This window comes from Citrobacter sp. TBCS-14 (assembly GCF_005280805.1).
In the GTDB taxonomy this organism is placed as follows: domain Bacteria; phylum Pseudomonadota; class Gammaproteobacteria; order Enterobacterales; family Enterobacteriaceae; genus Citrobacter; species Citrobacter gillenii.
The window spans coordinates 1-13,365 of the sequence record NZ_SZWM01001195.1 but is presented as its reverse complement, the minus strand read 5'-3'; the positions used below and the strand labels follow the sequence as shown (position 1 = coordinate 13,365).

The following is a 13,365-nucleotide window of genomic DNA, read 5'->3' as shown; positions in this document are numbered from 1 at the left end:
TCATCCGTTCACATTTACGGCAATTCATTGATCCACCTCAGTGGATTGGTCAAAGTTTGGCCTTTCATCTCGTGCAAAAAATGCGTAATATACGCCGCCTTGCAGTCACAGTATGGTCATTTCTTAACTCATGCGTATCGGACAATATCAGCTCAGAAATCGCCTGATCGCAGCACCTATGGCTGGCATCACTGACAGACCATTCAGGACGCTGTGCTACGAGATGGGAGCAGGATTGACGGTATCCGAGATGATGTCTTCTAACCCGCAGGTTTGGGAAAGTGATAAGTCTCGTTTACGGATGGTGCACGTTGATGAACCAGGAATTCGCACGGTGCAAATTGCCGGTAGCGACCCTGTTGAAATGGCCGATGCCGCACGTATTAACGTGGAAAGCGGCGCCCAAATTATTGATATCAATATGGGGTGTCCGGCTAAAAAAGTGAATCGCAAGCTTGCAGGTTCAGCCCTCTTGCAGTACCCGGATTTAGTGAAATCGATACTAACCGAGGTCGTCAATGCAGTGGACGTTCCTGTCACTCTCAAGATTCGCACCGGCTGGGCTCCGGAACACCGTAACTGCGTAGAGATTGCCCAACTGGCTGAAGACTGTGGCATTCAGGCTCTGACCATTCATGGACGCACCCGCGCCTGTTTGTTCAATGGAGATGCTGAGTACGACAGTATTCGGGCAGTTAAGCAGAAAGTTTCCATTCCGATTATCGCGAATGGCGACATTACTGACCCGCATAAAGCCAGAGCTGTGTTCGACTATACGGGGGCTGATGCCCTGATGATAGGCCGTGCAGCTCAGGGAAGACCCTGGATCTTTCGGGAAATCCAGCATTATCTGGACACTGGGGAGCTGCTACCCCCCCTGCCTCTGGCAGAGGTGAAGCGCTTGCTTTGTGCGCACGTTCGGGAACTGCACGACTTTTATGGTCAGGCAAAAGGGTACCGAATTGCGCGTAAACACGTATCCTGGTATCTCCAGGAACACGCTCCAAATGACCAGTTTCGGCGCACATTCAACGCCATTGAAGATTCCAGCGAACAGCTGGCGGCGTTGGAGGCATACTTCGAAAATTTTGCGTAAACAGAAATAAAGAGCTGACAGAACTATGTTCGAACAACGCGTAAATTCTGACGTACTGACCGTTTCTACCGTTAACTCTCAGGATCAGGTAACTCAAAAACCCCTGCGTGACTCGGTTAAACAGGCACTGAAGAACTATTTTGCTCAACTGAATGGTCAGGATGTTAATGATCTCTATGAGCTGGTACTGGCTGAAGTAGAACAGCCCCTGTTGGACATGGTGATGCAATACACCCGCGGTAACCAGACCCGTGCTGCCCTGATGATGGGCATCAACCGTGGTACGCTGCGTAAAAAACTGAAAAAATACGGCATGAACTGATACTAATCAGTTAAATGTTTGTTTTAAAAGGCGCTACTCGGCATGGGGAAGCGCCTTTTTTATAAGCATCATAAGGAGGCTTTGACGATGAACGCAGGATGTGAACCCGTCTATTTTGGCGATGAATCGAAAAAGATAATCCACGGTGATGCGCTGACCGAACTGAAAAAACTGCCGTCTACAAGCGTCGACCTCATTTTTGCTGACCCACCTTATAACATCGGCAAAGATTTTGACGGGCTCGTAGAATCCTGGGACGAAGAGACCTTTCTGGCATGGTTGTTTGAGTGTATTGATGAATGCCATCGAATACTCACGCCGCAGGGTACCATGTACATCATGAACAGTACGGAGAACATGCCGTATATCGACCTCAAATGTCGCCAGCTTTTCACCATCAAAAGCCGCATCGTGTGGTCCTATGATAGCTCGGGAGTCCAGGCCAAAAACTTCTTTGGCTCAATGTATGAGCCTATCTTGATGATGGTCAAAGACTCGAAAAGCTATACCTTTAATCGTGATGACGTTCTGGTTGAGGCTAAAACGGGCGCCAAGCGCGCGCTAATCGATTACCGAAAGAACCCACCTCAGCCGTACAATCATCAAAAGGTGCCCGGTAACGTCTGGGATTTTCCCCGCGTACGCTATCTGATGGATGAGTACGAAAACCATCCGACCCAAAAACCTCAGGCGCTGTTAGAACGCATTATTCTCGCGTCCTCCAACCCGGGTGAGATTGTGTTAGATCCGTTCGCAGGAAGCTTCACCACGGGCGCGACGGCAGTGGCGTTGAATCGCAGATTTATCGGTATCGAAGTCAATGATGAATACGTAAAAATGGGGCTTAGAAGACTGAGCATTAGCTCCCACTTTTCAGAAAATGACCTTGCAAAGGTCAAAAAGCGAAAGACAAAAAACCTGTCTAAAAAGAGTCGATTAGCTGAAAAGAACAACGTAATTTCAACAAAGTAAAAGCATTGTAAGTCTGCTTTTCAGCATAGAGATTTCGTGTATATTCCCTGCACGCTTGGGTATGAATACACAGGATTTGGTAATGATTCGCAAGTATTGGTGGCTGGTTGTTTTTGCTGTCTTTGTTTTTCTTTTTGATGCCCTACTCATACAGTGGATTGAGTTAATGACAACAGAGCATGATAAGTGCCGGAATATGAACTCGGTGAATCCCCTCAAGCTGGTCAACTGCGTCGACCTTGAATAACGCATCCGCTAACGCGCGTTTCCAGCCGTCATGCCATGGCGGCTGACTGCGATCAGCCGAATCTACCCTACCTGATTTTCACGCTCAACAAATTGCATCACACAGCCATCGGGACTTAGCATTTTTAATACGTTATCGACTAATACTGGCGCCTGTTCATAAAGATCATAACTGACTGGATTCATTAACCAGTTTTTTATTATCCCACTAAAGCTCCCGTGTAAAATAATCAGGATAACGTCTAAATCCAGACTGGTAGCGATAAGATTTTCATCCATACATTTCTGTAATGAATCACGTATTCTTTGATGGCAAAGGCCTATTTTATCGCGAATATCCTGTTCCGATATCATATCGTTATGGAATTCACATTTATGATATAAAATTTGCATTAATGCCTGCTGGCGGGGGATTTTTGCAATATATTGCAAACCCACGACTAATTTCTCCCGTAGCCTCTGTAGCGGATTGTCACCCCAACGTCCGATGAGTTGGTCCTGAATAAGATCGCGCAAGGGAGGTTGCTGCAGCCAAAGCTCATTAAACAGTTGACTCTTATTGTCGAAATGCCAATAGATTGCACCTCGCGTCACGTTAGCGGCATCCGCTATGTCATTAAGCGTTGTATTGCCGACACCCCGTGCCGCAAACTGTACAATCGCCGTTTCAATCAGGTGCTGGCGCGTTTTGAGGGCATCAGCTTTCGTTTTTCTCGCCATGGTTCGAATGCCTGAGACAGAGTAGGGAATGATAAACTTTCTTATCTAATATTTACTGTACGGAATTAATGTATCACTTAGCCTTTATTTAGACGAGTTCTAAAATATTTCATTACATACACTCAGCACAAATAAACAATGTGAATAAAATGAAAAAATACATTCACCAATGCAATACCTATTTCTATATGTGTTAATGCAAGTCATAACATGACTAATCTTCGCTTAATGAATGGGCAGTTGTTTCTTCTTTTTTTGTTTTTATGTGCCGTGGATTACGCCGCAAAATAAGTATTGCTTACATCGCAAGCTAATTATTTGTAGGATAGCTAACTATTATTTTTTATTTGTGCGCGTTATCACCTGCCATTACTCCGGTAAATAACGAGCCTTCGGTTCTTTAAGGAATAGAAATGACGAAAACTGCCAGGTTCTCGCTCCTGCCCTCATTCATCATCATCTCCGCTGCATTACTCGCCGGCTGTAACGATCAAGGAGAAACACAGGCACATCCCACCGAGCCACAGGTGACAGTCCATGTTGTTGAGTCAGCCCCCTTAGCCGTGACGACCGAATTACCGGGGCGTACAAGCGCATTTCGCATTGCAGAAGTACGCCCTCAGGTCAGCGGGATTGTACTTAAACGGAATTTCACCGAAGGCAGTGATGTTGAAGCTGGCCAGTCGCTTTACCAGATCGATCCCGCGACCTATCAGGCTGACTATGACAGCGCTAAAGGTGAACTGGCAAAAAGCGAAGCCGCGGCAGCAATCGCGCACTTAACGGTAAAACGCTATGTTCCACTGGTCGGAACAAAATATATCAGCCAGCAAGAATACGATCAGGCCATTGCTGACGCACGTCAGGCCGATGCCTCCGTTATTGCCGCCAAAGCGGCTGTCGAAAGCGCGCGTATTAACCTTGCCTACACCAAAGTGACATCACCGATTAGCGGACGCATCGGTAAATCTAGCGTCACCGAGGGCGCGCTGGTCACTAATGGTCAGGCTACAGCGCTCGCTACCGTGCAACAGCTCGATCCGATTTACGTCGATGTGACGCAGTCCAGTAACGACTTTATGCGCCTCAAACAGTCTATTGCACAAGGCAGTCTGCATAAAGACAACACCAGCAGCACCGTCGAACTGGTGATGGAAAATGGCCAGTCATACCCGCTGAAAGGCACGTTGCAATTTTCTGACGTGACGGTTGATGAAAGCACTGGGTCAATCACTCTCCGAGCCGTATTCCCTAACCCGCAGCACACTCTACTACCCGGTATGTTTGTGCGCGCACGCGTTGATGAAGGCGTTCAACCCAATGCCATCCTCGTTCCACAGCAGGGCGTGACGCGTACGCCGCGCGGCGATGCCACCGTGATGGTCGTTAACGACAAGAGCCAGGCTGAAACTCGCCCAGTCGTCGCCGTGCAAGCTATTGGCGACAAGTGGCTGATTAGCGAAGGCTTACAGTCGGGTGACAAAGTCATCGTAAGTGGTTTACAGAAAGCGCGCCCTGGCGTGCAGGTTAAAGCCACCACCGATGTCCCTGCAGCGACTGCGGCGCAATAAGGTAACAGGACATGGCAAACTTTTTTATTAGGCGTCCTATCTTTGCCTGGGTACTGGCCATCATTTTGATGATGGCGGGTGCGCTGGCAATCATGCAGCTGCCCGTGGCGCAGTATCCTACTATTGCCCCTCCTGCCGTTGCGATTTCCGCAACCTACCCAGGTGCGGATGCGCAAACCGTGCAGGACACGGTCACACAGGTTATCGAACAAAACATGAACGGTATCGATAACCTGATGTATATGTCATCCACCAGCGACTCAGCTGGCAGCGTGACTATCACGCTGACGTTCCAGTCCGGCACCGATCCTGATATTGCTCAGGTACAGGTACAAAACAAACTGCAGCTCGCGACCCCATTACTGCCACAGGAAGTCCAGCAGCAGGGTATCGGCGTTGAGAAATCAAGCAGCAGCTTTTTGATGGTCGCGGGCTTTGTTTCTGACAATCCACAGACCACGCAAGATGACATCTCGGACTATGTCGCCTCAAACATTAAAGACTCCATCAGTCGTTTAAACGGCGTGGGCGACGTGCAGCTGTTTGGTGCACAGTACGCCATGCGTATCTGGCTGGATGCGAATTTATTGAACAAATACCAGCTCACACCGGTTGATGTCATTAACCAGTTGAAGGTGCAAAACGATCAGATAGCCGCAGGCCAGTTAGGCGGGACACCTGCATTGCCTAATCAGCAGCTTAACGCTTCGATAATTGCGCAAACACGCCTGAAAGATCCTCAAGAGTTCGGCAAAGTGACATTACGCGTGAACAGTGATGGCTCTGTTGTTCACTTGAAGGATGTGGCGCGCATTGAGTTAGGTGGAGAAAACTACAACGTCGTTGCCCGTATTAACGGTAAACCGGCATCCGGCCTTGGTATCAAGCTGGCTACCGGTGCTAACGCGCTGGATACCGCCAACGCAATTAAAGCTAAACTGGTCGAACTGCAACCGTTCTTCCCGCAGGGAATGAAGGTTGTTTACCCATATGACACCACGCCGTTCGTCACCATCTCTATTCATGAGGTAGTGAAAACACTGTTCGAAGCGATCGTGTTGGTGTTCCTCGTGATGTACCTGTTTCTGCAAAACATCCGCGCCACGCTCATTCCAACCATCGCCGTGCCCGTCGTATTACTGGGTACCTTTGCCGTACTGGCAGCGTTTGGCTACTCGATAAACACCCTGACGATGTTCGGGATGGTACTCGCCATCGGCCTGTTGGTCGATGATGCGATAGTGGTGGTCGAGAACGTTGAACGCGTGATGATAGAAGAAAATCTCCCCTCCAAAGAGGCGACGGAGAAATCCATGTCGCAGATTCAGGGGGCGTTGGTGGGTATCGCCATGGTGCTGTCTGCGGTGTTTATCCCGATGGCCTTCTTTGGTGGTTCCACCGGGGCAATTTACCGCCAGTTCTCAATCACCATCGTTTCTGCCATGGCACTTTCGGTACTGGTCGCATTGATTTTGACCCCTGCGCTCTGTGCCACATTGCTCAAACCGGTGTCAGCAGAGCACCACGAGAAAAAGAGCGGCTTCTTCGGCTGGTTTAATGCCAAATTCGATCACAGCGTCAACCACTATACCAATAGCGTCAGTGGCATTATTCGTAAAACCGGACGTTATCTGGTCGTCTATCTGATCATCGTTGTGGGAATGGCGGTGCTGTTTATGCGCCTACCCACCTCCTTCCTGCCGGAAGAAGATCAGGGCGTATTCCTGACCATGATTCAACTTCCGGCTGGCGCAACACAAGAACGTACCCAAAAGGTGCTGGATCAGGTCACCCACTATTACCTGAACACGGAGAAAGCCAACGTTGAAAGCGTCTTTACGGTTAACGGCTTTAGCTTCAGCGGACAAGGGCAAAACTCAGGGATGGCGTTTGTCAGCCTCAAGCCCTGGGAAGAGCGTAGCGGAACGGAAAATAACGTTGAATCGATTATTGCCCGTGCAACCCGCGCCTTTAGCCAGATTCGTGATGGTCTGGTATTCCCCTTCAACATGCCCGCCATTGTTGAATTGGGCACGGCAACTGGCTTTGACTTTGAGCTGATTGACCAGGGAGGACTGGGACACACGGCGTTAACCCAGGCACGTAATCAGTTGATGGGGATGGTCGCCCAACACCCGGACCTGCTGGTTCGTGTACGCCCTAATGGCCTGGAAGATACAGCACAGTTCAAGCTGGATGTCGATCAGGAAAAAGCGCAGGCGCTGGGTGTTTCGCTATCTGATATTAACGAAACCATTTCCGCTGCACTGGGCGGCTACTACGTCAATGACTTCATTGACCGCGGCCGCGTGAAAAAAGTGTACGTCCAGGCTGATGCAAAATTCCGTATGTTGCCGGAAGACATCAATAATCTGTATGTCCGCAGCGCCAATGGCGAAATGGTGCCATTCTCAACATTTAGTTCTTCTCAATGGGTCTATGGTTCACCGCGGCTGGAACGTTACAACGGTATGCCATCAATGGAGCTACTGGGAGAAGCCGCACCGGGTAGAAGTACCGGTGAAGCCATGGCGATGATGGAAAGCCTGGCAGAAAAACTGCCAACCGGTATCGGTCATGACTGGACCGGTATGTCTTACCAGGAACGCCTGTCAGGTAACCAGGCACCTGCGTTGTATGCCATCTCGTTAATCGTTGTCTTCCTTTGCCTTGCCGCATTGTATGAGAGTTGGTCGATTCCCTTCTCCGTCATGCTCGTGGTTCCACTGGGTGTTGTGGGCGCGCTACTGGCCGCGTCGCTACGCGGAATGAATAACGATGTGTACTTCCAGGTCGGCCTGCTTACCACCATCGGTCTCTCTGCCAAAAACGCCATACTGATTGTGGAATTTGCCAAAGACCTGATGGATAAAGAGGGTAAAGGCTTGATTGAAGCGACGCTGGAAGCCTCCCGAATGCGTCTTCGCCCAATCCTGATGACTTCGCTGGCCTTTATTCTGGGGGTTATGCCGTTGGTAATCAGTCGCGGCGCAGGTAGTGGCGCACAAAATGCGGTTGGTACCGGTGTGATGGGGGGAATGCTCACCGCCACATTGCTCGCTATCTTCTTCGTTCCTGTCTTCTTTGTTGTCGTTAGACGACGTTTTAGTCGACACAATGATTAATTTGTAAAATAAAGGCGTCTACGGACGCCTTTTTACCGGATATTGAGATCTTTATTTATTAATAAGATAGCCATTTATTTTTTCCCACCCCTCAGAAAAAAAGCATTTATTGCTATGTGCTTTATTCATTATGTTTACAAACCACACGAATTGAGATTATTCCTCATGTCAGTCTTTTTTTAAGAGGTGGTAAAATAGCTTTCGATTTCGCAGATGGCTTTGCGTTTGTCTTTGCTTTATTAGCGAAACGTTTATTTTAGAGGTAACACCATGAAAAGATTAATTTCCGTTGCATTGCTGACAGCATTACTGGCAGGCTGTGCACACGATTCTCCTTGCGTACCTGTCTATGACGATCAGGGCCGCCTGGTTCATACCAATACCTGTATGAAAGGCACCACGCAGGATAACTGGGAAACAGCAGGTGCAATCGCCGGTGGTGCCGCTGCCATTGCCGGCCTAACACTTGGGATCGTTGCCCTAACCAAATGAATCCTCTTAAAAGCGCGGTACCTGCCGCGCTTTTAATCAGAATGATAATTATCATATAAGACAAAAGGTTGGTGTAAGACATCAATCATAGAATAAGATTATTATAGATTCCACTCACATATCCGCGATGTGAAATTAGCATTTTTTGTATTCTTCGTAACAACATGTCCTCCTATCGTTATTCTCACGTCATCAATATTACCGCCCGAAATCGTTATCCTGCGTCCTGTCTGAATTTTAAATTTTTTGCGCCGAAATGTGGCTTACGTTTCAATTTTGCACCACTTCAGGGCGCTGCATTTATTTTTTCCTGTCTACACTCTGCATATTGCGTCGAATATTCGGTCGCAAAAAACTGGCACTACCTTTGCTTAGAAGAGTATGGCCAAAGCCACAGACAGGTAAAAGACGTTTTCAAAACGTCTCCATAACAATAATTCCTCCACACAGGATGCTCTATGAAAAAGATGATAATAGCCAGCCTGGCTGCGGCCGGCGTGATGCTTGCGATCGCAAATCAGGCACATGCCGGCGCAACGCTTGATGCCGTAAAGAAAAAAGGATTTGTACAATGTGGTATCAGTGATGGTTTACCTGGCTTTTCTTACGCCGATGCGAACGGTAAATTTTCGGGTATTGATGTCGATGTTTGCCGCGGTGTTGCCTCTGCCGTATTCGGTGATGATACAAAAGTAAAATATACTCCACTCACCGCCAAAGAACGCTTCACAGCGTTACAGTCCGGCGAAGTCGATCTTCTCTCACGTAACACCACCTGGACCTCTTCTCGTGATGCTGGTATGGGCATGTCCTTTACTGGTGTAACGTATTACGATGGCATTGGTTTTCTCACCCACAATAAAGCTGGTCTGAAGAGCGCTAAAGAACTGGATGGCGCAACGGTGTGCATTCAGGCAGGTACAGATACCGAACTGAACGTGGCCGATTACTTTAAGGCCAACAACATGAAGTACACCCCCGTCACCTTTGACCGATCGGACGAATCCGCCAAGGCACTGGAATCTGGTCGCTGCGATACGCTTGCCTCCGACCAGTCTCAGCTGTATGCCCTGCGAATCAAGCTAAGCAATCCTGCAGAATGGATCGTCCTGCCTGAAGTTATCTCCAAAGAGCCGCTGGGACCTGTCGTCCGCCGTGGGGATGACGAGTGGTTTGCCATTGTTCGCTGGACCCTGTTCGCCATGCTGAACGCTGAAGAGATGGGTGTTAACTCGAAAAACGTTGATGAAAAAGCAGCTAACCCGGCAACACCGGATATGGCTCACCTGCTAGGCAAAGAAGGTGACTACGGCAAGGATCTGAAGCTCGATAACAAATGGGCTTACCATATTATTAAGCAGGTAGGAAATTACGCGGAGATCTTTGAACGTAACGTGGGATCGGAAAGCCCGCTGAAGATCAAACGCGGACAGAACAACCTCTGGAATAACGGCGGCATCCAATACGCACCGCCGGTGCGTTAATCCGTAGCGATGTAACGGGCGCCGCAGCTGCGGCGCTCAGCCCAGAGTCACAGTTACCGAGGTTTTCTTATGCCCCATCGCCGCTCAAGCGTAAAAGGATCATTCTCCTTTTCTAACCCTGCGGTCCGCGCCTGGTTATTTCAAATACTCGCCGTCATTGCGGTCGTCAGCATTGCGGTCTACCTCATTCATAACACGATTAATAACCTGAGCAGCCGCGGTATTACCTCGGGGTTTTCTTTTCTCGATCGCAGTGCCGGATTTGGCATTGTTCAGCATCTGATTGATTACGAGCAGGGCGATACCTATGGCCGCGTCTTTCTGGTCGGTCTGCTTAATACACTGTTAGTCTCAGCGCTGTGCATTGTTTTCGCGTCATTTCTCGGTTTTTTTCTCGGACTGGCGCGGTTGTCGGATAACTGGTTACTGCGCAAGCTCTCAACGATTTATATCGAAACGTTCCGCAATATTCCCCCGCTGCTACAAATCTTCTTCTGGTATTTTGCTGTGTTACGTAATTTACCTGGCCCACGCCAGGCTGTTAACGCATTGGATATCGCATTCCTGAGCAACCGCGGGCTCTATATTCCGGCACCACAAATGGCAGAGGGTCTTGTTGCTTTTTGCGCTGCCGCCCTGATTGCTGCCATCATCTCCATTGGGTTATTTCGCTTTAATAAAATGCATCAGACTAAAACAGGTCAGTTACGACGGACCTGGCCTACGGCCCTGGCGCTGTTCGCTTTTTTACCGATGCTTTCACAGTGGATTTTTGGCGCAGCGCTACACTGGGATGTGCCTGAACTACGCGGCTTTAACTTCCGTGGCGGCATGGTGCTTATACCAGAACTGGCTGCGCTGACGCTGGCACTTTCGGTGTATACCTCCGCATTTATTGCAGAAATTATTCGCGCAGGTATTCAGGCCGTGCCTTATGGTCAGCACGAGGCAGCACGCTCACTGGGGCTGCCAAATCCGGTAACCCTTCGCCAGGTTATTATCCCGCAGGCGCTGCGCGTCATCATTCCCCCGCTGACCAGCCAGTACCTGAATATCGTAAAAAACTCCTCCCTGGCTGCAGCCATCGGCTACCCGGATATGGTTTCACTGTTTGCTGGGACCGTACTTAACCAAACAGGACAGGCCATTGAAACCATTGCCATTACCATGTCGGTGTATCTGATCATCAGCCTGAGCATTTCTCTGTTGATGAATATTTATAACCGTCGGATAGCACTGATTGAGCGCTAAGGAGCCATGATGACAAAAGCACTGCTGTCTCACCCCTCGCGCCAGAACAGTAATCACGCAGGACGCGTTATTTTGTGGGTACGCAAGAACCTGTTCTCTAGTTGGTCAAATAGCCTGCTCACGCTGTTGTGCGTGTGGTTAATGTGGGCGTTTATTCCCCCTCTATTGAACTGGGCATTTCTACAGGCGAACTGGGTAGGATCTACCCGGGCAGATTGTACGAAAGCAGGAGCCTGCTGGGTGTTCATCCATGAACGCTTTGGCCAATTTATGTATGGACTCTATCCACACGATCAACGTTGGCGAGTAAATCTGGCCCTGGTTATCGGTCTGCTTTCTATCGCCCCGATGTTCTGGAAAACCATGTCCCACCGTGGTCGCTATATCGCCGTCTGGGCAGTGGTTTACCCCATTGTGGTCTGGTGGCTGATGTACGGTGGTTTTTTCGGTCTCGAACGTGTCGAAACCCGGCAGTGGGGAGGATTAACGCTAACCTTGATTATCGCCTCCGTCGGTATTGCCGGTGCACTTCCATGGGGAATTTTACTGGCATTAGGTCGTCGTTCTCATATGCCCGTCGTGCGGATTTTATCCGTTATTTTCATTGAGTTCTGGCGTGGAGTACCGTTGATCACCGTGCTGTTTATGTCCTCAGTGATGCTGCCATTGTTTATGTCGGAAGGTACCAGCATCGACAAACTAATTCGCGCGCTGGTTGGGGTGATCCTTTTCCAGTCTGCCTATGTCGCGGAGGTGGTGCGCGGAGGATTACAAGCCTTACCAAAGGGGCAGTATGAAGCCGCCGAGTCACTGGCACTAGGATACTGGAAGACGCAGGGACTGGTTATTCTTCCCCAAGCGCTTAAGTTGGTTATTCCCGGCCTGGTCAACACGATTATCGCGCTGTTCAAAGATACCAGCCTGGTCATCATCATAGGTCTGTTTGATCTTTTTAGTAGCGTACAACAAGCAACCGTCGATCCCGCCTGGCTGGGGATGTCGACAGAAGGCTACGTTTTTGCCGCACTGATTTACTGGATTTTCTGTTTCAGCATGTCTCGTTACAGCCAGCATCTGGAAAAACGTTTTAACACCGGGCGTACACCGCACTGAGGAATTTATGAGCCAATTATTAATGCCGTCTACCGACGCGATGATTACGCTGGAAAACGTCAACAAGTGGTATGGGCAGTTTCATGTTCTTAAGAATATTAACCTGAAGGTAAAACAGGGGGAGCGCATCGTATTATGTGGGCCTTCTGGCTCTGGTAAATCGACAACCATCCGCTGTATTAATCATCTGGAAGAGCATCAGCAAGGACGCATTGTGGTGGATGGGATTGAACTCAACGAAGACATCCGCAATATTGAGCGTGTCAGGCAAGAAGTCGGTATGGTCTTTCAGCACTTTAATCTCTTTCCGCATTTGACGGTCTTGCAAAACTGTACATTGGCCCCTATTTGGGTCCACAAGATGCCAAAGAAAGAGGCTGAGGTTCTGGCCATGCACTATCTTGAACGGGTTCGTATTGCGGAACATGCGCATAAATTCCCGGGACAAATCTCCGGAGGACAGCAGCAGCGTGTGGCTATTGCGCGCTCGCTGTGTATGAAACCCAAAATTATGTTGTTTGACGAACCCACCTCGGCGCTGGATCCTGAAATGGTGAAAGAAGTACTGGATACTATGATTGGCCTGGCGCAATCAGGAATGACGATGTTGTGTGTCACCCATGAAATGGGCTTTGCACGCACGGTAGCCGACAGAGTGATTTTTATGGATCTAGGTGAAATAGTGGAACAGGCACCCCCGGATGAGTTTTTTGCCAATCCACGTTCTGAACGTACGCGAGCGTTTTTATCGCAGGTAATACATTAATATTATCATCCACTTGCATATAACGGCACTACATTTATCAGACCAATAATGGTACCAATCCTAAAGGTCGGATAGGGCGTTGACACCGTCATCTGGCCTTTTCTGAGTACACATAACGCAAAAATGCCATCCTTTCGGATGGCCTTTTCACTTATTTGATGTCTGGCAGTTCCCTACTCTCGCATGGGGAGACCCCACACTACCATC

The 13,365-nt window shown here is 49.1% G+C and carries 12 protein-coding genes; 11 read left to right on the top strand and 1 reads right to left on the bottom strand.

The genetic code is table 11. The features are described 5' to 3' along the window. Positions 1–130: 130 nt before the first annotated feature. The 4 genes from dusB (at position 131) to FDX22_RS24805 (ending at position 2,637) form a co-directional block, all read left to right on the top strand. Complete coding sequence (gene dusB / locus FDX22_RS24820; protein WP_096755457.1) at positions 131–1,096, top strand: tRNA dihydrouridine synthase DusB; 966 nt, start codon at positions 131–133, stop codon at positions 1,094–1,096. 25 nt (positions 1,097–1,121) lie between these two features. Beyond that, on the top strand, positions 1,122–1,418 hold the full coding sequence (gene fis, locus FDX22_RS24815) for a DNA-binding transcriptional regulator Fis (RefSeq protein ID WP_000462905.1): 297 nt from the start codon (positions 1,122–1,124) through the stop codon (positions 1,416–1,418). 87 nt (positions 1,419–1,505) lie between these two features. Then, positions 1,506–2,390, top strand: coding sequence for an adenine-specific DNA-methyltransferase (gene yhdJ / locus FDX22_RS24810; protein ID WP_135911307.1), 885 nt, complete (start codon positions 1,506–1,508; stop codon positions 2,388–2,390). Between the two features lie 82 nt (positions 2,391–2,472). Then, positions 2,473–2,637: a DUF2556 family protein gene (locus FDX22_RS24805; RefSeq protein WP_003025279.1), complete on the top strand. Its 165-nt coding sequence runs from the start codon at positions 2,473–2,475 to the stop codon at positions 2,635–2,637. Between the two features lie 62 nt (positions 2,638–2,699). Here FDX22_RS24805 and envR read toward each other — a convergent pair whose 3' ends face one another. Further along, on the bottom strand, positions 2,700–3,356 hold the full coding sequence (gene envR / locus FDX22_RS24800; protein WP_096755455.1) for an acrEF/envCD operon transcriptional regulator: 657 nt from the start codon (positions 3,354–3,356) through the stop codon (positions 2,700–2,702). A 413-nt stretch (positions 3,357–3,769) separates the two neighbouring features. Here envR and FDX22_RS24795 point away from each other — a divergent pair, with 413 nt between their 5' ends. The 7 genes from FDX22_RS24795 to FDX22_RS24765 all read left to right on the top strand — a co-directional run bounded on the left by FDX22_RS24795 (position 3,770) and on the right by FDX22_RS24765 (position 13,158). Next, entirely contained in the window at positions 3,770–4,927 is a 1,158-nt protein-coding gene (locus FDX22_RS24795; protein ID WP_115257348.1) for an efflux RND transporter periplasmic adaptor subunit, read from the top strand. 11 nt (positions 4,928–4,938) lie between these two features. After that, entirely contained in the window at positions 4,939–8,052 is a 3,114-nt protein-coding gene (locus tag FDX22_RS24790) for an efflux RND transporter permease subunit (protein ID WP_146717934.1), read from the top strand. A gap of 270 nt (positions 8,053–8,322) precedes the next feature. Beyond that, complete coding sequence (locus tag FDX22_RS24785; protein WP_096755452.1) at positions 8,323–8,544, top strand: lipoprotein; 222 nt, start codon at positions 8,323–8,325, stop codon at positions 8,542–8,544. 458 nt (positions 8,545–9,002) lie between these two features. Beyond that, positions 9,003–10,028: an amino acid ABC transporter substrate-binding protein gene (locus tag FDX22_RS24780; protein WP_146717933.1), complete on the top strand. Its 1,026-nt coding sequence runs from the start codon at positions 9,003–9,005 to the stop codon at positions 10,026–10,028. Between the two features lie 69 nt (positions 10,029–10,097). Next, complete coding sequence (locus FDX22_RS24775) at positions 10,098–11,279, top strand: amino acid ABC transporter permease (protein ID WP_115257346.1); 1,182 nt, start codon at positions 10,098–10,100, stop codon at positions 11,277–11,279. A gap of 9 nt (positions 11,280–11,288) precedes the next feature. Further along, a complete protein-coding gene (locus FDX22_RS24770) occupies positions 11,289–12,392 on the top strand; it encodes an amino acid ABC transporter permease (protein WP_146718003.1) in 1,104 nt (367 codons plus the stop codon). Positions 12,393–12,399: 7 nt separating this feature from the next. Next, a complete protein-coding gene (locus tag FDX22_RS24765) occupies positions 12,400–13,158 on the top strand; it encodes an amino acid ABC transporter ATP-binding protein (RefSeq protein WP_096755448.1) in 759 nt (252 codons plus the stop codon). Positions 13,159–13,365 lie beyond the last annotated feature (207 nt).

Bases quoted from the DNA above. Each gene is read 5' to 3' on its own strand.
- FDX22_RS24805 (WP_003025279.1), top strand. From the start codon at position 2,473: ATGATTCGCAAGTATTGGTGGCTGGTTGTTTTTGCTGTCTTTGTTTTT.
- FDX22_RS24770 (WP_146718003.1), top strand. From the start codon at position 11,289: ATGACAAAAGCACTGCTGTCTCACCCCTCGCGCCAGAACAGTAATCAC.
- dusB (WP_096755457.1), top strand. From the start codon at position 131: ATGCGTATCGGACAATATCAGCTCAGAAATCGCCTGATCGCAGCACCT.
- FDX22_RS24785 (WP_096755452.1), top strand. From the start codon at position 8,323: ATGAAAAGATTAATTTCCGTTGCATTGCTGACAGCATTACTGGCAGGC.
- FDX22_RS24790 (WP_146717934.1), top strand. From the start codon at position 4,939: ATGGCAAACTTTTTTATTAGGCGTCCTATCTTTGCCTGGGTACTGGCC.
- FDX22_RS24780 (WP_146717933.1), top strand. From the start codon at position 9,003: ATGAAAAAGATGATAATAGCCAGCCTGGCTGCGGCCGGCGTGATGCTT.
- FDX22_RS24795 (WP_115257348.1), top strand. From the start codon at position 3,770: ATGACGAAAACTGCCAGGTTCTCGCTCCTGCCCTCATTCATCATCATC.
- envR (WP_096755455.1), bottom strand. From the start codon at position 3,356: ATGGCGAGAAAAACGAAAGCTGATGCCCTCAAAACGCGCCAGCACCTG.
- FDX22_RS24775 (WP_115257346.1), top strand. From the start codon at position 10,098: ATGCCCCATCGCCGCTCAAGCGTAAAAGGATCATTCTCCTTTTCTAAC.
- yhdJ (WP_135911307.1), top strand. From the start codon at position 1,506: ATGAACGCAGGATGTGAACCCGTCTATTTTGGCGATGAATCGAAAAAG.
- FDX22_RS24765 (WP_096755448.1), top strand. From the start codon at position 12,400: ATGAGCCAATTATTAATGCCGTCTACCGACGCGATGATTACGCTGGAA.
- fis (WP_000462905.1), top strand. From the start codon at position 1,122: ATGTTCGAACAACGCGTAAATTCTGACGTACTGACCGTTTCTACCGTT.